The sequence below is a fragment of the Neobacillus sp. KR4-4 genome, assembly GCF_042136325.1.
In the GTDB taxonomy this organism is placed as follows: Bacteria; Bacillota; Bacilli; order Bacillales; family Cytobacillaceae; genus Neobacillus.
Map to the genome: position 1 here is coordinate 39776 of NZ_JBHHJU010000021.1, position 19907 is coordinate 59682.

At 36.3% G+C, this 19907-nt stretch carries 17 protein-coding genes and 1 pseudogene; 11 read left to right on the forward strand and 7 right to left on the reverse strand.

Annotated features, from left to right (window positions below):
* Positions 1-32: 32 nt before the first annotated feature.
* Positions 33-1502: pseudogene (gene larC / locus ACE198_RS19255) on the forward strand (nickel pincer cofactor biosynthesis protein LarC).
* A gap of 96 nt (positions 1503-1598) precedes the next feature.
* Here larC and ACE198_RS19260 read toward each other — a convergent pair.
* From ACE198_RS19260 to ACE198_RS19275, 4 genes are all read right to left on the reverse strand, one after another.
* Positions 1599-1877 (reverse strand): hypothetical protein, encoded by a 279-nt coding sequence (locus ACE198_RS19260; RefSeq protein WP_375376715.1) that lies wholly within the window; start codon positions 1875-1877, stop codon positions 1599-1601.
* A 10-nt stretch (positions 1878-1887) separates the two neighbouring features.
* Positions 1888-3168: an ArsB/NhaD family transporter gene (locus tag ACE198_RS19265; protein WP_375376716.1), complete on the reverse strand. Its 1281-nt coding sequence runs from the start codon at positions 3166-3168 to the stop codon at positions 1888-1890.
* A gap of 153 nt (positions 3169-3321) precedes the next feature.
* Positions 3322-4437, reverse strand: coding sequence for a metallophosphoesterase (locus ACE198_RS19270; protein WP_375376717.1), 1116 nt, complete (start codon positions 4435-4437; stop codon positions 3322-3324).
* Positions 4438-4652: 215 nt separating this feature from the next.
* Positions 4653-6830, reverse strand: a complete 2178-nt coding sequence (locus tag ACE198_RS19275; RefSeq protein ID WP_375376718.1) for an MMPL family transporter — start codon at positions 6828-6830, stop codon at positions 4653-4655.
* 186 nt (positions 6831-7016) lie between these two features.
* Here ACE198_RS19275 and ACE198_RS19280 point away from each other — a divergent pair, with 186 nt between their 5' ends.
* The 10 genes from ACE198_RS19280 to ACE198_RS19325 all read left to right on the forward strand — a co-directional run bounded on the left by ACE198_RS19280 (position 7017) and on the right by ACE198_RS19325 (position 17201).
* On the forward strand, positions 7017-7958 hold the full coding sequence (locus ACE198_RS19280) for a DNA-binding transcriptional repressor DeoR (RefSeq protein WP_251456653.1): 942 nt from the start codon (positions 7017-7019) through the stop codon (positions 7956-7958).
* 139 nt (positions 7959-8097) lie between these two features.
* Positions 8098-8772 carry a deoxyribose-phosphate aldolase gene (deoC, locus tag ACE198_RS19285; protein WP_251456651.1) on the forward strand — a complete coding sequence of 225 codons (675 nt, stop codon included), beginning with the start codon at positions 8098-8100 and terminating at the stop codon, positions 8770-8772.
* 24 nt (positions 8773-8796) lie between these two features.
* A complete protein-coding gene (locus ACE198_RS19290) occupies positions 8797-8967 on the forward strand; it encodes a XapX domain-containing protein (RefSeq protein ID WP_098572109.1) in 171 nt (56 codons plus the stop codon).
* Between the two features lie 25 nt (positions 8968-8992).
* Positions 8993-9391: a cytidine deaminase gene (locus ACE198_RS19295; RefSeq protein WP_251456761.1), complete on the forward strand. Its 399-nt coding sequence runs from the start codon at positions 8993-8995 to the stop codon at positions 9389-9391.
* 116 nt (positions 9392-9507) lie between these two features.
* Positions 9508-10020 carry a DUF3189 family protein gene (locus ACE198_RS19300; protein ID WP_251456649.1) on the forward strand — a complete coding sequence of 171 codons (513 nt, stop codon included), beginning with the start codon at positions 9508-9510 and terminating at the stop codon, positions 10018-10020.
* Between the two features lie 14 nt (positions 10021-10034).
* Positions 10035-10838, forward strand: a complete 804-nt coding sequence (gene proC / locus ACE198_RS19305) for a pyrroline-5-carboxylate reductase (RefSeq protein ID WP_375376719.1) — start codon at positions 10035-10037, stop codon at positions 10836-10838.
* A 243-nt stretch (positions 10839-11081) separates the two neighbouring features.
* On the forward strand, positions 11082-11519 hold the full coding sequence (locus tag ACE198_RS19310) for a response regulator (protein WP_251456645.1): 438 nt from the start codon (positions 11082-11084) through the stop codon (positions 11517-11519).
* Positions 11506-12543 carry a HEAT repeat domain-containing protein gene (locus ACE198_RS19315; RefSeq protein WP_251456643.1) on the forward strand — a complete coding sequence of 346 codons (1038 nt, stop codon included), beginning with the start codon at positions 11506-11508 and terminating at the stop codon, positions 12541-12543. The genes ACE198_RS19310 and ACE198_RS19315 overlap by 14 nt, the downstream gene beginning before the upstream one ends.
* Positions 12544-12546: 3 nt before the next feature.
* Positions 12547-13959, forward strand: a complete 1413-nt coding sequence (locus ACE198_RS19320) for a glycosyltransferase family 2 protein (protein ID WP_251456641.1) — start codon at positions 12547-12549, stop codon at positions 13957-13959.
* Complete coding sequence (locus ACE198_RS19325) at positions 13956-17201, forward strand: hypothetical protein (protein ID WP_375376720.1); 3246 nt, start codon at positions 13956-13958, stop codon at positions 17199-17201. Before ACE198_RS19320 ends, ACE198_RS19325 begins: the two co-directional genes overlap by 4 nt.
* A gap of 38 nt (positions 17202-17239) precedes the next feature.
* On the opposite strand, the gene ACE198_RS19330 is transcribed toward ACE198_RS19325, so the two are convergent.
* The 3 genes from ACE198_RS19330 to ACE198_RS19340 form a co-directional block, all read right to left on the reverse strand.
* Positions 17240-17827: a YitT family protein gene (locus ACE198_RS19330; protein WP_375376721.1), complete on the reverse strand. Its 588-nt coding sequence runs from the start codon at positions 17825-17827 to the stop codon at positions 17240-17242.
* 107 nt (positions 17828-17934) lie between these two features.
* The gene (locus tag ACE198_RS19335; RefSeq protein WP_375376722.1) at positions 17935-18942 is read right to left on the reverse strand and encodes an inorganic phosphate transporter; all 1008 of its coding nucleotides are present in this window, start codon (positions 18940-18942) and stop codon (positions 17935-17937) included.
* Positions 18943-18953: 11 nt separating this feature from the next.
* The gene (locus ACE198_RS19340) at positions 18954-19571 is read right to left on the reverse strand and encodes a DUF47 domain-containing protein (protein WP_375376723.1); all 618 of its coding nucleotides are present in this window, start codon (positions 19569-19571) and stop codon (positions 18954-18956) included.
* Positions 19572-19907 lie beyond the last annotated feature (336 nt).

Sequence of the window (19907 nt, forward strand, 5' to 3'; positions counted from 1 at the left end):
ATTTTGATTGTTTTTCAGGTATCAGCGGAGATATGGTCATTGGAGCTTTGATTGATGCGGGCGCAGATCCGAATCGTTTAGTAGAAGAATTAAAAAAACTTCATATTGATGATGAATATATGTTGAAATGGACAAAGTTAGTGAAAAATGGGATTACAAGTACTAAATTTGATGTGATGTTGAAGAATGTTCATTCTCATCACCATGCACATGATCACGATCACGAACTTGATCACGAACACATCCATGCCCATGATCACGAACACGAACATGATCACGAACACAGTCATGACCATGAACACGAACATGAACACAGTCACGTACATGACCATGAACACGAACATGGACACAGTCACGAACACATCCATGCACACGAGGATGAGCATCATCATGACCACCATAATCATAGCCATGGAAATGGCCAGCATTCTCATCATGATCATGAACACCGGGCTTATAAAGACATTGTTGCTTTAATTGAGGGGGCAGGTTTTGTTGAGCCTGTGAAAAATACAGCATTAAAAATCTTTAAAAGAATTGGTGAAGCGGAAGGACATATCCATGGAATTCCCTTGGAGAAGGTCCATTTTCACGAAGTTGGGGCAGTTGATTCGATTATTGACATTATCGGTGCAGCTATCTTAATTCATCAATTAGAAATAGATGTTATTAAATCCTCGCCCATTCCTGTGGGAACAGGTCGTATCCATATTGATCATGGTATTTATCCTGTACCTGCACCGGCCACTCTTGAAATTTTAAAAGGTGTACCAATTGAACAATCTGACATTCGCTTCGAGCTCACCACTCCAACGGGAGCAGCAATTGTGGCTGTCTTGGCAGAAGAATTTTGCCCGATACCATCCATGAAGGTTACATCCATTGGTTATGGTGCTGGAACGAAGACCTTTAAAAATCATCCCAATGTGCTTCGTGTCGTCATTGGAGAAGACTAAAAGGAAACTTTAAGCTAACGTCCTTTTTCTATATTTATTTTTCGTTACGAAAGGAAAGGAAATGATTTAATGGTCTCTCAACTTCCTCCCAGTAATGAGCATCTTGATAATCAAATGGTTAAAATGGAAGTCAATCTCGATGATATTCCTGGAGAATGGCTTGGCTATGTAATGGACATGCTGTTTGAGGCTGGCGCTAATGATGTTTTCTATACCCCGATATATATGAAAAAAAATAGACCAGGCGTATTACTTCAACTCCTTTGTTCAGAGAAACATATAAATACAATGAAAGAAATTCTTTTTAAGGAAACTACCACACTAGGAATACGCTACTATCCTTTAACCGTACACCGGTTAGAAAGAAAGTTTAGGAAAGTTACTACCATGTGGGGTCCTGTGACAGTAAAAGAAGGAATGTATAATGGACAAATTGTGCAATGTGCTCCGGAGTTTGAAGAATGTAAAAGCATTGCACGACTTCATGACATTCCCGTGAAAAAGGTTTACGAAATGGTTTGGAAGGCTTTGGGAAGAGAAGAATAAGCCCGAAGTCTCACCTCATATTAAGCAAGATTCGTAGCTAATAATAGATTTGGAGTATAAAAATGGCTGCCATTCAGAATAATGGCAGCCTCCTTTTTAAACCCATTTAATCTTTTCCACTATTTGTTGCTTAAACAACTGAATGATAAATTCATTATAAAAGTCTTTTCTAACGATTATTTGAAACCTATTATTCGGATGAATATAAAAATGGATATCAGTTAGGATGTTGTTTGTATCAAAATACTCACGAATTTCTTCGATTTTTTTCTTCCATTTGTTATCAACAAAAGTAAGGGTGAATTCAAAATCCTCGCCGTTAGGGGTTTCCTTTAGCTCGAGAAACTGTTCGTTATATTTATACTCTACTTTCATCATAACCCTCCTAAATGAGATATCTTAAATATATGTAAACCGTACAAATAATAATGGATAAAATCATTAATGGAAAAGCAATCAACATGAATTTTCCAAATGTAATCGGATAGCCTTCCTTTGCAGCAAGACCCGCCACAATCACATTGGCACTCGCACCAATTAATGTACCATTTCCACCTAGACATGCCCCTAAAGATAAACTCCACCAAAGAGGTTCTAAATTAGTAACGCCAAGTTCCCCCATATCTTTGATCATTGGAATCATGGTGGCAACAAACGGAATGTTATCAATAAAAGCTGAGGCAATCGCGCTAACCCAGAGAATTAATATTGATGTGGATGTAACATCCCCTCCAGTTAGGTGTACAGAGTAATCTGCTAATAACGAAATTACCCCTGTCTCTATCAATCCTGATACCAATACAAAAAGGCCGATAAAGAAGAATATAGTTGTCCATTCTACTTTTAAAAATGCTTTATCTAAATACTTTTCTCCAGTTAATAGAAGCAAGAGGAAAGCACCAGCTAACGCGACGGTAGCAGATTCAATATGAAAAAGTTGATGCAGGAAAAACCCCAAAATCGTTAGCGAGAGAGCAGTTAACGATTTAACTAGTAACTTGGTATCTGTTATTTCTTCCTTTTCATCTAGGTCCATTAAATTGGCCTTTAAGTCATCTGTTGTTCGAAGCTGTTTCCGATAAATAAATGCTAGGATCGCAATATTAACAAATAGAATAAAGAATGATATCGCTGTTAGATTATTAATAAAGGCCATAAAGGTAAGTTCTTTTACGGCGCTGCCGAGCATGATATTCGGAGGGTCGCCAATCAGTGTAGAGGTACCGCCTATATTCGAGGCAATTACTTCGGTTATTAAAAAGGGAATCGGATTAACCCGTAATTGTCTTGTGATACTGAAAGTAACCGGAACCATTAATAGTACCGTTGTAACATTATCTAAAAAGGCTGACCCCAAGGCAGTAATAGTCCCGAGCACCAACAATATTTTTAATGGATCACCTTTCACTTTTTTTGCTGACCAAATAGCAATGTATTTGAACAATCCAGTCTCAGAAGTGATCGCAACGATGATCATCATACCGGTCAATAATCCGAGTGTATTGAAGTCGATATGGTGAAGCGCCTTTTCCTGCCCGACAATTCCTAGTAATACCATCATAATTCCGCCGCACATGGCAATGATCGTGCGATGAATCTTTTCAGTGACGATAAAGGCATAGGTAATTAAAAATACACCAAGTGCGATTAATGCTTGAGTTGACATGTAAAAACCTCTTCTCCCAAGTTTTTAAATGGTCCATTTTAAAAAATGACAAAAAGGAGCCTGTGTGACAGACTCCCCCAAATAAAATCACCATTTATATTTTTAACTTTATTTTAATTAACTAAACTTTGAATGTAAAGAAAGTTTTAATTATTAAAGCCCTAATTTATTAATAAAATCAACAGTTTCCTGATGCTCGGGGTTAACTAACTGATAAAGACGTTTATCCCTCTTAACGAGTGATGTCCCAGCATCATTAACAATGGGTCTTGTGAAGGAAGTCCCTTTTAATACGCCCCATTGTCCATTTGTTTTTTTTAGTCTGAGATCAATAATTCCAAGACGATTTCCAAAAGCCCCTGCCATTACAACAGGTTTACCATTAATTTGCCCCGTTTCGATGTTAGTGTCAGGCGAATTTTTATACACAGAACTTGGAAAGACATTATGAGAATGCCCTGCCAAAATGGCATCGATTCCAGGGATTTTTGATAAATAATAAACAGCATTTTCCGACTCAGCGCTATATGTTCCGTAACTGATTCCTGTATGGGCAAGGGCGACAATGATATCTGCTCCTTTTGATTTCATGATTGGGATAAATTCTTTTGCCGTATCTACCATGGGTTTAGCCATAACTTTACCTTCAAGATTTGCCTTATCCCATTTCATGATTTGTGTCGGCATAAATGCTATTACCCCAATTTTTAAATGATGTTTTCTCCCAGTCTGATCAACCACTTTTCTTTTCAAAATAACATACGGAGTAAAGTATGGCTTTTTCTTTTTAACAGAGAAAACATTGGCATTAAGGACGGGCATCTTTGCGCCTTTCACGGCGGCATTTAAGAATTCTAACCCGTAATTAAATTCATGATTACCAATGGCAACGGCATCATAATGTAAATAATTAAAGGCACGATAAACCGGATGAAGTTTTCCCTTACGTATTCCTCGAATTCTCGCTAAATATTCTCCAAGAGGATTTCCCTTCAGATGATCTCCATCGTCAAATAATAAAGAATTTTGTCCTTCCTTCCTTGCCTTCTTGATCAGTGTCGCTGTTTTGACGAGGCCAATTCGGTTGTCTACTCTTGTTTGGTAATAGTCATAGTTGACTAAAGATGCGTGCAAATCAGTAGTTTCCAGGATACGTAAATCAACTACACCTGGCAGTGGATGTACAGTTGCAGCCTTAAACGATAAGGCAGGATGAGAGAACTCAAAAAGTGAGAGAATGATAAGGAAAATAAGCGTTTTTTTGTTCAATTAGAATACCTCCTTCATAATCTTGCATTAAAGGTTTTCTTAGTATTCGTTATCTAACTAGAATTATGATAAAGGGACCATAATATAAAATGGGATCAGGCTCACTTAATTGAAAATCATTTTCAATTATAATGGAAATAGAACATCTAAGAGGAACAATGTTAAGAGCTGCTAGTTAGAGTGTGAAATACAAAAAAGTCAGCCTGTATTCTAAATCAGGCTGGCTTTTTGTTAGTCATATGCCGTTTTTTATATTTGATGCCAAAAAACCACCAGTTCCAATCGCCAAGTAGTTTCATGAGAGCTGGAACTAGCACCATCCTCACTATGGTTGCATCTATAAAAATTGCTATAGCAATTCCTACACCTAGCTGCTTAACAGGCATGACGCCGGTAAAGGCAAATGCACCCGTGACGACAATCATAATGGCAGCCGCTGAAGTGATAATTTTACTAGTATAAGTCAAACCAGATATAGTCGCTTCACTATTATCTCCAGTTTTTAAGTAAAATTCTTGAATTCTTGAGATAAGGAACACTTCGTAATCCATCGATAGTCCAAAAACAAGAGTAAAAACAAATACAGGTAAAATTAATGCAATATCTACAGGTGTGACACCAAAATGCCCTTGCTGGAAAATCCAGACTAGGATCCCAAAGGTGCAGCTCAGGCTTAAGATATTCATTACAATTGCTTTCAATGGTATAAGAATGGAGCGGAATGCTGCCATTAAAATGACAAAAGTCGAAAGAACAATCAATAAAAGTCCGTCTGGTGCTTTTTGGTAGATTTCAGAAAAAATTTCTTGCTCGAATTTTATCGATCCGCCGAAGGAAGCGTTTAAACCTAGATCCTTATTTGACCAGTCACTTACCCATTGTCTTGCTTTAGCAGAATGTTCACCAGTTTTTAAATATACCTCTAAGAGCATTTTATTATCTCTTATAAAGTAGTCGATAATTGGAGATGCCATTGTTGTTTTCCCGGAGGTGAGTATTTGATAAAGCTGGTTTACATCCTTTATTCCAGTTGCTGAAAAGGGTGAATGAACGGTATTCACCAGTTCATCGTTTTCAATGTTTTTAATCACGTTATTCACTTTTTTTAGGTTATTCAAATCAAGAATGTTACCACTTGATTCAAGGATCACGATGACTTTTTTCTCATCTCGCTTTTCTTTAGCAACAAAATGGTCTTTATAGATCTCTAAGGCAGTTCTTGAAGGGTAATTTGGCGGCAGGGATTCTGTACCAGGGATCGCTAAAACCATTTGTTTAACAGGAATCAATCCTGCTAAAAGAATTGCAAGGGCTGCTACTGACATAAGAATAGGTCGTTTCATGACAAATTTAGCAAACTGGTGCCAAAAACTTTTCGTTTGCTTGTCCACAGCGGGTAAAATACTAAATTTATTAATTTTAGTTCCCAAAACACCTAGCAGCGCAGGAAGAAAGGTTAAGGCACATACCGCAGAAATGAACACAACAGTCATTCCACCAAGCGCAACATTCTGAAAAATATCGATTTTGATAAACCACAATGCAGATAGACCAATAAAAACACAAATTCCAGAAAAAATAATCGAACGACCGGCAGTAGAAACTGTTATCTCAAGAGCATCCTTTATAGACTTTGTTTTCACTTCTTCTTTATATCGATTAATAAATAACAAGGCAAAATCAATACTTAACGCTAACCCGATCATCGGAACAATATTTAAAATAAAGATTGTTAAATCAGCACGATAGCTAAAAAAGTAAACAGTTCCCATTGTACATAATATAGAAACTACGCCAATAACAATCGGGAGTGATGCCGCAATAAGACCTCCAAAAGCAAGAATAAGAACCACTAACGCAATTGGCAGACCGATCATTTCCGCTTTTGCTAAATCTTCTTGGCTTGCAGTATTAAGGTCTTGGACAATAATAGGTTCGCCAGTCATTGTGACCTTTTGGCCCTTTTTATTTACTAGTAGAGTCTTTAATTGGCTGATTTCTGCCCCAAGGTTTTCAGCTTTTTTGTTAAAAGTAAGAAGACCATAGGCATATTGTGTTTTCATCATTCCTTCTCGTTCCAAAGGGGAAATAATTTGCTGTGCAGCATCAAAGCCTGCTAAGTTTTCAAAATTGTTTAAAATAAATTGTCTGAAATCTTCATCACTAATGGCTTTGTCTTTTTCAAAAACAAGAATAATGGAGGATTTTGCATATCCAAAATCTTGCTCGAGAAGGTTGCGTGTTTTATTATATTCTCCGTTATATTCAAAACCATTTCCACTAAGAACGCTTGGCAGTTTTAATGCAAACAAACCTAATAGTAAAATAATGAGACTCCAACTTACCAGAACCCATTTTCGCTTTTCGTAAATAAGTTCACCTAATTTCTGCACAATATCGCCACCTCTCATCATAATTGTTCCCCATTAAAGACGCCGAAAATTCATGTTCCTCGCTTAGCCTCGTGTGAATAATTGAAATAATATTCATATTGTATTTTACAAATGTTAAATAAAAGTGATATTGTTTCATTTTTTTGTTACAATAAAAGTAAAATAATAAACGATAAGGTGATAATAGTGGATCGTGAAAAGTTAACTAAAGTTATTGAAGCAGCCAAGCTCTATTATCTGTTGGATTATAATCAAAACGAAATTGCCAAGAAACTAGGTGTTTCCCGTCCCACTGTGTCGCGTTTACTCCAACAGGCAAAAAGTGAGGGAATTGTCCAGATTAATATAATGGATCCGACGGAAGATGTTGAGAATCTTGCAGGACAACTTGAAAAAAAATTCAATCTGAAGAAGGCGGTTGTCACTTCAATTCCACAATATGAAGACCATATTATAAAAAATTATCTAGGTGAAAAAGCCGCCATTTATCTAGATCAAATTGTAAAGGATGATGACATAATTGGTGTAACATGGGGAACCACCCTCTACCATATTGCCATTGAATTAAAACAGAAATTTGTTAAAGGGGTAAAAGTTGTCCAACTAAAGGGTGGTGTCAGCCACGCTGAAACAAATACGTATGCATCAGAGATTTTATATCTTTTTGGAAAGGCATTTCATACTACACCACACAATCTTCCTCTTCCAGCGATAGTGGACCATGTCGTTGTAAAACAGGCAATGGAGGCTGATCGTCATATCCGAAAAATCCTTGACCTAGGTTGTCAGGCGAATATTGCTCTATTTACCATCGGAACAATTAAAACAGATTCCTTATTATTTCAATTAGGCTATTTTACAGAGAGTGACTTAGAGTCCCTATATGGAAAAGCTGTGGGTGATATTTGCTCCCGTTTCTTTGATGAAAACGGGGAAGTTTGTAACGAGAGTCTAAATGAAAGAACACTTGGAGTAAATTTAGATGATCTAAAGAAAAAGGATTATTCCATTCTTGTAGCAGGAGGACCCAATAAAATTGAGGGAATATTTGGGGCATTAAAAGGCGGGTATGCAAACGTGCTTGTTACGGACCAGTTTACAGCACAATTCTTGCTAGATAAAAACTAAATATAAACAGAAGGAAAAAAAAGTTTTTTACATTTGTTCATAAATGTATTTACAAATGTTCATATCGTTTGATATAGTTACATTGTGATAATTGACTTAAACATATATATATAATTTCATGATAAGGGAGACGAAGAATATGACACAGAATATAGTAGGAATGATTGACCATACATTATTAAAGGCTGATGCAACAAAAGAAGAAATTGTAAAGCTAGTGGAAGAAGCAAAGGAATATTTATTTGCGTCGGTGTGTGTGAACCCCACTTGGGTTCGAACAGCAGCTGATATGCTTGTTGACACTCCTGAAGTGAAAGTATGTACCGTCATTGGTTTTCCTCTTGGAGCAACTACTCCTGAAACTAAAGCATTTGAAACAAAAAATGCGATTGAAAATGGAGCAGATGAAATCGATATGGTAATTAATATTGGTGCTTTAAAAGATAAGCAAGATGACTTGGTGGAAAGAGATATCCTTGCTGTTGTCGAGGCTGCTAAAGGGAGAGCATTGGTGAAGGTTATCATCGAAACTTGCCTGTTAACAAAAGAAGAAAAAATTAGAGCATGCGAAATTTCTGTAAAAGCTGGGGCAGACTATGTAAAAACATCTACAGGTTTTTCAACAGGCGGAGCCACTGTCGAGGATATTCGCTTGATGCGTCAAACCGTGGGTCCAGAAATTGGTGTGAAAGCTTCAGGTGGGGTTCGCAGCCGTGAAGATGCACTCGCAATGGTTGAAGCAGGCGCGACTAGAATTGGTGCAAGTTCTGGCGTATCAATTAGTAAAGGTGAGCTATCCTTAAGCAATTACTAAATAATCAATTGTGAGGTTAATTCGATGAGAGACGTAATAATGGCTTTAATTGCCGGTTTAATAGTTGGTATGTTGTTTAAATTTTTAAAGCTTCCAATACCTGCTCCCCCAGTATTCTCAGCAGTTGTCGGTGTTTTCGGGGTGTACTTTGGCGGTGTGCTTCTTGAGTGGATTACTAAATTAGTTCAGCAATAAAATTCCTTGGCGGAGTGTGAACATGATGGAAAAGAAAGACTTAATTGCAGAAGCAAATAAAGCAAGAGAGCATGCTTATGTACCCTACTCTAATTTCAAAGTGGGTGCCGCTTTATTATCAAAGGATGGCCAAGTATTTCATGGCTGTAATATTGAAAATGCTGCTTATAGTATGACAAACTGTGCAGAGCGAACTGCTTTGTTTAAGGCCTATTCTGAAGGGATTACACAATTTGCTTCACTCGTTGTCGTGGCGGATACTGAAGGTCCGGTTTCTCCTTGTGGAGCTTGCCGTCAGGTTATTTCTGAACTTTGTGATGCAGAAATGGAAGTTGTGCTAACAAATTTAAAAGGTGAGGTTCAAAAAATCCTTGTAAAAGATCTACTCCCGGGAGCTTTTTCACCAAAGGATTTAAATAAATAAGTATTCGAGAAGTTTATCCAATGGAGATAAACTTCTTTTTTTAGTGCGAAAATTACCTTGAATTGGAAACATTAAAATAGACCATAATATACATAGCAAAAATAAAGGATGATTCCATGATTTATATCTATAATGACTATGGCGGAACTCATACAACTTCCTTAGCAGCGGCCTACCATTTAAAACAATTACCACAATCTGAACGAAAACTGACAAAAGAAGAGATTTTAAATGTGAAATATTTCAATAAATTAACAAAAGAAGATTTTGGAAAGATCATTTTTCATGGAATGGATGAAGATGGAAACTCTGTTTATACGATTGGACGAAAAAGAAACAAATATGTGGTCCCTGCATTAAAAGAGATGAGTTTATTGCTGCAAGAAAAATTTAAATTTGATGAAAAAATTGTCTTCTCCAATACTTCACCAACTGTTCCTTTTGCCATGACTATGGGCGGAATGTTCTCAAGGGGGTTAAAAATTGATTTTATTGGAGTACCCTTATTAGTTATAGGTGCTAAACAATGTTGTGATAATATATACAGGTTGGTGGAAAATACAAAAGAAATAGGGAAAACAACTTTTGCAGAAAACATCATTGTATTGGAGAATGAGATGTATAAATAGGTGAGGAGATTAAAGTGGAAAAGAAAATAGGTTTTATTGGGGCAGGAAAAATGGCGCAGGCCATGATCGAAGGAATGGTTAAATCTTTAACGATTCCAAAAGAGAATATTTTTGTTAGTGCTAACACAGAAGATACAACAAAAGTAATTAAACAAAAGTTTGATATATGCACAACATTAAATAATAGAGATGTTGCAAGGTTTGCTGACATCCTTATTATTGCGGTGAAACCAGGTCTATATGCAACTATCATCGAGGAAATCAAAAACGATATAAAACAAAATGTAATCATTGTAACGATTGCTGCTGGAATTACCTTAATGGATATTGAGAAGTCATTTGGTTTTCAGATAAAGACGATTAGAACAATGCCTAATACTCCATCTTTAGTTGGGGAGGGCATGAGTGTAATCTGTGCGAATGATTACCTTACTGAAAATGAAATTATTGAGGTAGAGCACTTGTTCCAGACCTTTGGAAAGACCGAAAGGCTAGAAGAGAAACTTATGGATGCCGTTCCAGCTATCAGCGGTTCCTCCCCGGCATATGTGTATATGCTTATTGAAGCTATGGCAGATGGTGGAGTAAGGCAAGGAATACCAAGGAATCAAGCATATCGACTAGCTGCTCAAGCTGTTCTTGGGGCTGCAAAAATGGTCCTTGAAACCGGAAAACATCCTGGTGAACTCAAAGATAATGTGTGTACACCAGGAGGGGCAACAATAGAAGCAGTTGTTACCTTAGAGGAAAAGCAATTTCGGGGATCAATTATGACTGCAATGGACAGTTGTACAAATAAAGTTAAAAACCTATTATAAATAATAAACTTAGGATCCATTTTTTGGGTCCTTTTTTGTGTTTAGATTTCAAGGAAATTCGACAAATTTTATTGTTTTTCGACTTTTTCTGTGTTTTTCGCGTGACACATGGAATTATTAATTATAAACTTTAAATACTTAAAATCTGTTGAAAATAAGGGAATAGTAATTGTATGAATCAAAAACAGGAAAGGTCTGTTTTCATACATACTTGAAGGCTCGTCAGTCAGGAAGTAGGTAGTTATGGATTTAAAAAATATAGATACAAAAGAAACCTTGTTCGTTTCGGTCATTGATGACGATGCGATTATTCGAACCATGTTAATAAGGATACTTAAGGGAATGGCTTTTTATCATTTTGAATTAGACATTGAAACATTTGAAGATGGACAACAATTCTTTGAATCAAAACGTTTAGAAGAAAAGGGCATACATTTTTTAATACTTGACGGTATTATGCCTGTTATGGATGGTATCGAAATCTTGCAGAAAGTAAAAAAAATAGAAGGTGGAAGAAATATCTATGTCCTTATGTTGACTGGGAGAAAAAGGGAAACGGACATTGAAAGGGCATTAATGCTAGGAGCGGATGATTATATCACGAAACCTTTTAGTATTAAAGAACTTCAAACTAGGATTGAAAGGTTAATCAAGAGGATGAAATTGCATGATGAAGAATGAGTTATTTTTCTTGACAATGCTAACGATAAACATTCTAGGGTTGTTATTGGTTTTATTAATATACTTAACGATAAGAAAAGCACTAGAAATTAAAAAACGGAAGGCAATTGAACAATATATAGAAAATAATCACACGAAACTTTTTACAATGCTTATGGAAGGCGGATACTCTAGGGGGCTGAGTCCGAAATCAGTTCTTGAACAGAAAGCCATCGAGGAACTTTTAAGCAGGTACAGCAAAATTTTAGAAGGTGAGGAGGAAAAGTCACGATTAACAGAACTTGCATCAATGTATCTATTAGAGAGGTATCGCAAGCAACTGAATAGTAAAAGGTGGAGTAAACGTATGAACACTCTCTATCATATTGAAGATTTCAAATTAACTCTCCTGAACGATGAAATCTACATGCTAACAAAGAAAAAAAAGATCTCCCACGCAGAACTTATTCATTCATTAAGAATCCTTGCATTATTTCAACATGTATTTTTATTTGACCTGTTAATAACCCGTTACCAGAATTTCTCTGAATTTGAATACCGTACGATATTAGTCCACCTCGAGCAGAAGCAATTTGAAAAGTTTATTCTTCATTTTCATAAGAGCAGTCAGCCGTTACAAAAAGCCATCTTAGAGGTAATTTCAATAAAAAAGGAAGTAAATTATCTTCCTTTCCTTGAGAATATCTTTTCAGTCTATAAAGGTGAAATCAGGCTCCGAGCCTTAAAGGCATTATCGAATGTGGGCAATGTGAAAAATACAGACCCCTACTTAGAACTACTCTATTCTAGTAAATGGGAAGAAAGAATGATTGCAGCCAAACTTATTGGTTCATTAAAAGAAGTAAGAGGGATATCAAGATTAATCGAGCTTTTGCATGATCAAATGTGGTGGGTTCGGTCCCAGGCCGGAGAGGCCATCTGCCAATTTCCAAATGGTCACCAGATCTTACAGGAAGTGTTAGAAACTTCGAAGGATGTATTTGCTAAGGATATGGCATGGGAATGGCTTCATAAAGGGGTATAGAAAATGGCAATTTTAGAGTGGGGAAATGTTGTAACGCTTTTTGCTTGGTTTATCGCTGTATATATGGTTATTGTCATTTCATTTTACTCTGTTATCTTGATGATCTCTTTTTTTCAGTTGCGGAAGGAATATCAACTTGACAGAGTTCAGGCATATGAGGATTATGCGGATGAATTTTATACCAAACCTGTTTCAATTATTGTTCCTGCTTACAATGAAGAAGCAGGTATTATTCAAAGTGTGCGTTCTTTATTAAGTGTAGATTATCCAACATATGAAGTGATTGTAGTGAACGATGGATCAACCGACCAAACACTTGCAAAAGTAATCGAGCACTATGATATGAAGGAAATAAAAAAAGTAGTAAGAAGGCAAGTGGATACAAAACCAATAGGCAGGATTTATCAATCAGCTATTTTATCGAATTTGTTTCTTATTGATAAGGAGAATGGGGGAAAGGCGGATGCCCTTAATGTGGGTCTTAACTTTTCCCATTACCCTTATTTTTGTTCGTTAGATGGCGATTCTGTTCTTGAACAGGATGCATTTTTAAAGGTGATGAAACCAATAATTGATTCAAATGAAGAAGTGATTGCCTCGGGTGGAAGTGTTCGAATTGCGAACGGATGCCAAATCAAAAATGGTCATATCCAAAAAATCGGTTTATCGAATAAACCTTTAGTTGTTATGCAAATCATCGAATATTTACGTGCCTTTTTAATGGGAAGAATTGGCTTGAGCCGGCACAATCTTCTATTAATTATCTCAGGAGCATTTGGAGTTTTTTCAAAGCAATGGGTGATTGCAGCGGGAGGTTATAAAACAGATACCGTCGGGGAAGATATGGAATTAGTTGTTAGAATCCATCGACTCTTAAGGGAAAAAAAAATAAAGAAAAAGATTGTCTATGTTCCAGATCCAGTATGTTGGACGGAGGTCCCTGAGGATGTGACCTTCCTTCGCAGGCAGAGGAGACGATGGCATAGGGGACTACTGGAAAGCTTATGGACACATAGGAAAATCACATTTAACCCTAAATACGGTTCAATTGGTTTGATTTCCTTCCCTTACTTTTGGATTGTCGAATTTTTCGGGCCAGTCATTGAGTGTTTAGGATACCTGTTTATGATCCTTTGTTTATTACTTGGGGGGATCTATATAGAATTTGCCATTTTGTTATTTCTTCTCTCCTGTATATATGGTTCTATTTTTTCAATGACATCGGTTCTATTGGAGGAATGGAGTCTAACAAAGTATCCAAAAGTATCAGATATCATGAAGTTATTTTTATATTCCTTAACAGAAACCATTTGGTATAGGCCGTTGACTGTGTTTTGGAGATGTGAGGGAATTTGGCAGATGATAATCGGTGATCGAAGTTGGGGAGAAATGAAAAGAAAAGGTGTTTCCGAATGAAAAAACCAATTAATTTAATCATGTATACCGTTCTTTTTTTAATTATTATCACCTGCCCCTTTTGGCTATGGCAAATTCAACCTGTGAAACAATTAAATGTGTTGATTGTTGATAAAACGGTACCGAATCCTTCGTATCGGGAACATAAAGGTTTGGTTTGGATATTAAATAATGCAAAATATTATAAGGATGGAAAAAAACCTTATTCATTTACGGAGGATTATAAAGGATTTGAACCAAAGGAAGGAAAGAAATATTCGATCACTTCATTACCCAAGGATTTAAAACCATACGATGTGATTTATTTAACGGATCAATATGGAGTATATAAAGAGGAGTTTTACGGACAAAATCCATCAGGAAGACACTCTACAAAAATTTACGGTGGACTTGAAACAGATGAAGTTAATCAAATAAAAAATGAACTTATTCAATCGAAAGGGAAAACATTAATAGCAGAATTTAATACGTTTGCAAGTCCTACATCAGAATCGTCGAAGGCTAAGATCTCGAATTTGCTTAATGTAGAATGGTCAGGCTGGATCGGTCGCTATTTTTCCAACCTTAATAGTACAGAGGTACCAGAATGGGTAAGAGACAATTATGAGAAGCAAAATAAAAAGTGGTCATTTACTGGAAAAGGATTTGTATTTGTCAGTAAAAACAATTATATCGTTGTAATTGGAGAAAAGGACGTTAAAAACAATGGTATTCTGTTTGAATTGACTAGAAACGGAAAAAAACATTTTACACAAAGGTTAGAAGGAAAGTACAGTTATTGGTTCGATATTATTGATGCCAGAGATGATAAGGAAATATTGGCAGACTATAAGCTGCCAATCACTAAGGAAGCAAAAGAAACATTGAAGGGATATGGGATTCCAACTTCTTTCCCAGCCGTGATTTATCATCAAAATGCTCGGTATTCTTCCTATTACTTTTCAGGGGATTTTGCAGATGAAGCTGATGTTCCAGGAATTTATCAAACCAAAGGTTTGGATGCTTGGAAGAAGAATGTTGGTTCTAATGGTTCTTTCTATTGGGGGACTTATGTGCCAATGATGAAGGATATTTTAAAGTATGGATTACACCAGGTAACTCAACAGGAAAAAGTAGACATTGTCGAACTGAATGGTATTAAATCAAACAGCAAAACTGGGAAATCTTATCTTCAGATTCAGAAGGATGGGAAATGGGAAGACCTTTTGATAAAGGGTGTAAACATGGGGATAGGAAAACCTGGTTATTTTCCTGGGGAGACGGCGATTACCAAAGATGAATACCTTCGATGGTTTAAAGAAATTGGTGAAATGAACGCAAATGCGATAAGAATTTACACACTCCACCCACCACAATTTTATGAAGCCTTTCATGAATATAACAAAATCGCAAAAAAGCCATTATTCTTATTCCATGGGACATGGGTTAATGAAGAGAATCTGATTCACACACAAGATGCCTTTGCCAAAGTAAATCTAGACGACGCGAAGCTGGAAATAAAAAATATGATAGATATAATCCATGGAAAAGCAAACATTCCAGACCGGCCAGGCCATGCGTCAGGTGAATATAAGTACGATATTTCGAAGTACATTCTGGGAATCATTGTTGGCACGGAATGGGATCCAGCCATGGTCACCAACACGAATGATAAGCATTCAAAAATTAGTCAATTTACAGGGAAATACTTTAAAACAGAAGGGGCTAATCCGTTTGAAATTTGGCTCGCTGGTTTAATGGATTATGCTGCTGATTATGAGGTGAAACACTACCAGTGGCAGCATTCAATGAGTTTTACGAACTGGGTTACAACAGATTTGTTGAAGCATCCCACTGAACCACTGGAGAATGAAGATATGGTTTCTGTGAATCCAAATCATATTAAGGCAACAAAACAGTTTTCTGCAGGAATATTTGCCTCCTATCATATCTATCCATATTATCCTGATTTTCTTAACAATGAAAAGTCATACCTTAATTATGTAGATGAAACGGGGAAGAAAAACAATTATGCTGGCTATTTAAATGAGCTGCGTGCTGTCCATCAAATGCCAGTGCTTGTTGCAGAATTTGGTGTTCCGTCTTCAAGAGGGTTAACACATAAAAATGCATATGGAATGAACCAAGGATTTCATTCAGAAGAAGAACAAGGAAATATAAATAAGCATTTATATGAATCAATTGTATCAGAAGGCTATATGGGGGGGCTTGTCTTCACTTGGCAGGATGAATGGTTTAAGCGAACATGGAATACCATGGATTTTGATAATCCCGACCGAAGGCCATTTTGGAATAACGTGCAAACAAATGAACAGCACTTTGGCTTATTAGAATTTGAACCTGGGAAAAAAGAAAAAGAAATCATTGTGGATGGAAATGCTAAGGATTGGGAATTATCGGGAGTCAAGAAGAGTTATCCTAGCAAAGATAAAAAGGACACTTTAAATGAAGTTCGGTTGACCTCTGACAATGGATATTTATATTTCCTGTTAAAATATAATCGACCAGTTGATTTTCGCAGACAAGGAACCTTCCTTCTGCTTGACTCTATTAAGCAACAGGGCCAAACCCAAATTCCATTAAACGATCATATATCAATCAAAACAGACTTTGGAGTTGATTTTTTAGTAAGTCTTACAGGACAAGAGACTTCAAGTATCATGGTCGATAGTTACTATGATACCTTTTATTATCAGTACGCCCATCTTCTGAAGATGATTGCTGAGGAACCGTATGCCAATCAAAAGAATAATGGTGTATTTCATCCCATCAGGCTTGCTCTTAATAAGGAATTAACAATTCCAACTACCAAAGAGGTAATTCCATTTTCGAGTTACGAGACAGGAAAACTAAAGTTTGGGAACGCCAATCCAAATAGTAAAGAATTCGACTCATTAACAGATGTTAGCATTAGTAATGATAGAAAAGTGATCGAAGGAAGGATTCCATGGCAGCTCTTGAATGTGAAAGACCCTAGTTTAAAGGAAGTAATGGGTGATGTCTGGGAAAGTGGTTTATCTGGCAGTGATGAAACAAGTGGAATTCGACTCGCATTAGTAACAACAGAACTAGGGAAGGTCACTCAAACATTACCTAAAACAACTAATAATCGGATTCACGAGTCAGATGCATATATATATAGCTGGAAGAAGTGGGAAGAACCATCATTTAATGAACGGTTGAAGAGATCCTATGGAATTATGAAAGAAACGTATCGAACAATGGACATATTGGGAAAGTAGTATTACGGAAAGGACAAGCTCTGTCCTTTCCTTTTGTTTTAATAATAAGGAAAATGTTGATTATTGTTACCTCTTACTGTTAACGCCGTCATCAAGCCGACGCATATGATCGTGAGTAGAGAATAAAAGAACTTCTCCAACCCGACAACCTGAATACCGCTTGTGATGACTAGACCATCTATTAAGAAGATGATGATCCCAATATTAACAGAAGTAAATTTAGTTAATAATTGGGCAAGCAAATCTGTCCCGCCTGTACTGGTTTCATAGCGAAGCATTAGACCTATTCCAATTCCGACAAGCAATCCGCCAATAATTGTACTTGGTAATATCCCTATTTCAATTTTACCATTAATAAAGGATAGAAAATCAATACAAAAGGAAGAGATGATAAGTCCATGGAGGCTGTAGTAGAAATAGCGCCTCTCAAAGAACCAGGCTAACACATATAAAGGCAGACTTAATACAATAATACTTAGTCCAGCCGGCCATCCGTAAAAATAATGAATGATTAGTCCTAATCCGATGACTCCTCCATCAAGTAAATGGTAGGGAACTAAAAATCCGTTTACTCCAAGGCTTAAGAGCAAACTCCCGAGCAGCATTGCTGCTAGTTTTTCTTTCATCAACCATCACCCCAAAACTTGTCCTCTATCATAAAAATATGAGCGTTGGGTACTTTTAGAAGTGATATCGCAAAAAAGAAACCAGAAAAATATTTCTGGTTTCTTTTTTAAAAGAAGATATTAAGGATGAAGTAGATAATACTTGCTAAAAGGATTGTGATTGGAAGTGTAATAACCCATGTTATTAACATGCGTTGGGCAGTACCCCATTTAACTCCTTTTAACCGATGAGAAGCACCTACACCTAAGATTCCTGATGAGATAACATGAGTTGTACTAACAGGTAAATGAATATAAGTAGCACCGAAGATAATTGCTGCCCCTGTTAAATCGGCTGCAACACCGTTGATAGGTCGAATCTTCATAATTTTACCACCAACAGTTTTGATAATCTTCCATCCGCCAATCGAGGTCCCTAGTCCCATTGCAATCGCACAAGAGAGTTGAACCCAAAAAGGAACTTCATCTGTATGAAGATAACCGTTAGCTAAAAGTGCCATGGTAATAATCCCCATTGATTTTTGTGCATCGTTTGTTCCGTGTGAATAGGATTGCAACGCGGCCGTTGCAATTTGAATTAAACGAAATGATCGATTCGTTTTAGTTAAATTAAAGTTCTTAAAAACGACTTTAAAAATACTGTAAACAATGTATCCAACGGTAAAAGCTAAAATAGGTGATAGAATTAACGCCTCAAGAATTTTAATAAAACCTTCAGCCTTTATTACATCAAACCCCTTCGCCGCAATGGCAGCTCCAGCAATGGATCCGATAATCGCATGTGAAGAACTGCTTGGAATTCCATAATACCAAGTAAGTAAATTCCAAATGATAGCAGAAAGTAGTGCTGCAAAAATAACAATCGATCCTGTATGACCACCTGTAAGTGAAAATGGGTCAACAATGTCCTTAGAGATAGTTTTGGCAACCCCAGTAAATGTCAATGCTCCAACAAAATTCATTATTGCTGCTAACATAATTGCTTGGCGTGGTTTAAGTGCTTTTGTGGATACAGATGTAGCGATTGCATTTGCAGTATCATGGAATCCATTAATAAAGTCAAATGCAAGGGCACCAATGACAATTAAAATTGTAAGAATTAATACAACGCTCATATGTTTGCTCCTTAGGCATTTTTCATGATAATGGTTTCAAGTGTATTGGCAACTGTTTGACAATAGTCGGCAATATCTTCAAGGTTTTCATAAATTTCTTTGTATTGGATAATTCGGATCGGGTCTTTTTCGACCGTAAATAAATTTTTAATCGACTGGCGTAAGATATTATCGCAGTTGGATTCAAAATCCTTTATCTTAATGGCATGTTCTCTTATTTGCTGTAACTTTTTATTGGAAAGTAGTTCAACGGCTTTGTCAATTTCATGGACACTACCTTGAATCGCATCCACAAATTTCTTCATGAATTCATCTGCATTTGTAATAGAGTACATTTCAAATAATGCTGCACAACCTTCAAGCCCATCAAGTACATCATCCATACTCATTGCTAGGTGAAGGATGTCTTCCCGTTCAATCGGAGTGATGAATGCATCATTCAATTCCTTAATTACTTCATGCACATATGTATCACCTTTTGTTTCAAGTTCCTTCATTTTCTCTGAGAAAATTTTTAAATCACTCACATTTTTCAATTTGTAATCAGTAAAGAAATTTGCACTTTCCTTTAAGTTTGCAGAAATATTACTAAGTAATGCTGAGAATTTATCTACTTTTTTAAATGCCATGTGATTACCCCCATTTTCAATTAAACAATCGTATACCGACCCAAGTAATTTTATCTGAAAAATGTCGAAAAATGAAACAAATTCTTTATAAATTTACAAAAACTTAACATTAGAATCTTTTGAATCGTTCAATTTATTGAAACAAATTTTATGTATGTTAACAAAATCTTTACATTATATGTTTTTAATTAGTTCTGAAATAAAGATATTTTTACTTTTGCCTAAATTTATGTATTTATGTACTTAGTTCCTGTGTTAAGAATTTATCTTTTTTTTCTTTTCTGAGTATATAAAAGAAAATAGGGTACTTTATTAATACAGGTAGCATGAAAATAA

Excerpts from the sequence above, each read along its gene's own strand:
- ACE198_RS19340 (WP_375376723.1), bottom strand. The coding sequence starts at position 19,571 with ATGGCATTTAAAAAAGTAGATAAATTCTCAGCATTACTTAGTAATATT.
- ACE198_RS19300 (WP_251456649.1), top strand. The coding sequence starts at position 9,508 with ATGATTTATATCTATAATGACTATGGCGGAACTCATACAACTTCCTTA.
- ACE198_RS19330 (WP_375376721.1), bottom strand. The coding sequence starts at position 17,827 with ATGAAAGAAAAACTAGCAGCAATGCTGCTCGGGAGTTTGCTCTTAAGC.
- ACE198_RS19265 (WP_375376716.1), bottom strand. The coding sequence starts at position 3,168 with ATGTCAACTCAAGCATTAATCGCACTTGGTGTATTTTTAATTACCTAT.
- ACE198_RS19310 (WP_251456645.1), top strand. The coding sequence starts at position 11,082 with ATGGATTTAAAAAATATAGATACAAAAGAAACCTTGTTCGTTTCGGTC.
- deoC (WP_251456651.1), top strand. The coding sequence starts at position 8,098 with ATGACACAGAATATAGTAGGAATGATTGACCATACATTATTAAAGGCT.
- ACE198_RS19325 (WP_375376720.1), top strand. The coding sequence starts at position 13,956 with ATGAAAAAACCAATTAATTTAATCATGTATACCGTTCTTTTTTTAATT.
- ACE198_RS19320 (WP_251456641.1), top strand. The coding sequence starts at position 12,547 with ATGGCAATTTTAGAGTGGGGAAATGTTGTAACGCTTTTTGCTTGGTTT.
- ACE198_RS19260 (WP_375376715.1), bottom strand. The coding sequence starts at position 1,877 with ATGAAAGTAGAGTATAAATATAACGAACAGTTTCTCGAGCTAAAGGAA.
- ACE198_RS19335 (WP_375376722.1), bottom strand. The coding sequence starts at position 18,942 with ATGAGCGTTGTATTAATTCTTACAATTTTAATTGTCATTGGTGCCCTT.
- ACE198_RS19295 (WP_251456761.1), top strand. The coding sequence starts at position 8,993 with ATGGAAAAGAAAGACTTAATTGCAGAAGCAAATAAAGCAAGAGAGCAT.
- ACE198_RS19290 (WP_098572109.1), top strand. The coding sequence starts at position 8,797 with ATGAGAGACGTAATAATGGCTTTAATTGCCGGTTTAATAGTTGGTATG.
- ACE198_RS19315 (WP_251456643.1), top strand. The coding sequence starts at position 11,506 with ATGATGAAGAATGAGTTATTTTTCTTGACAATGCTAACGATAAACATT.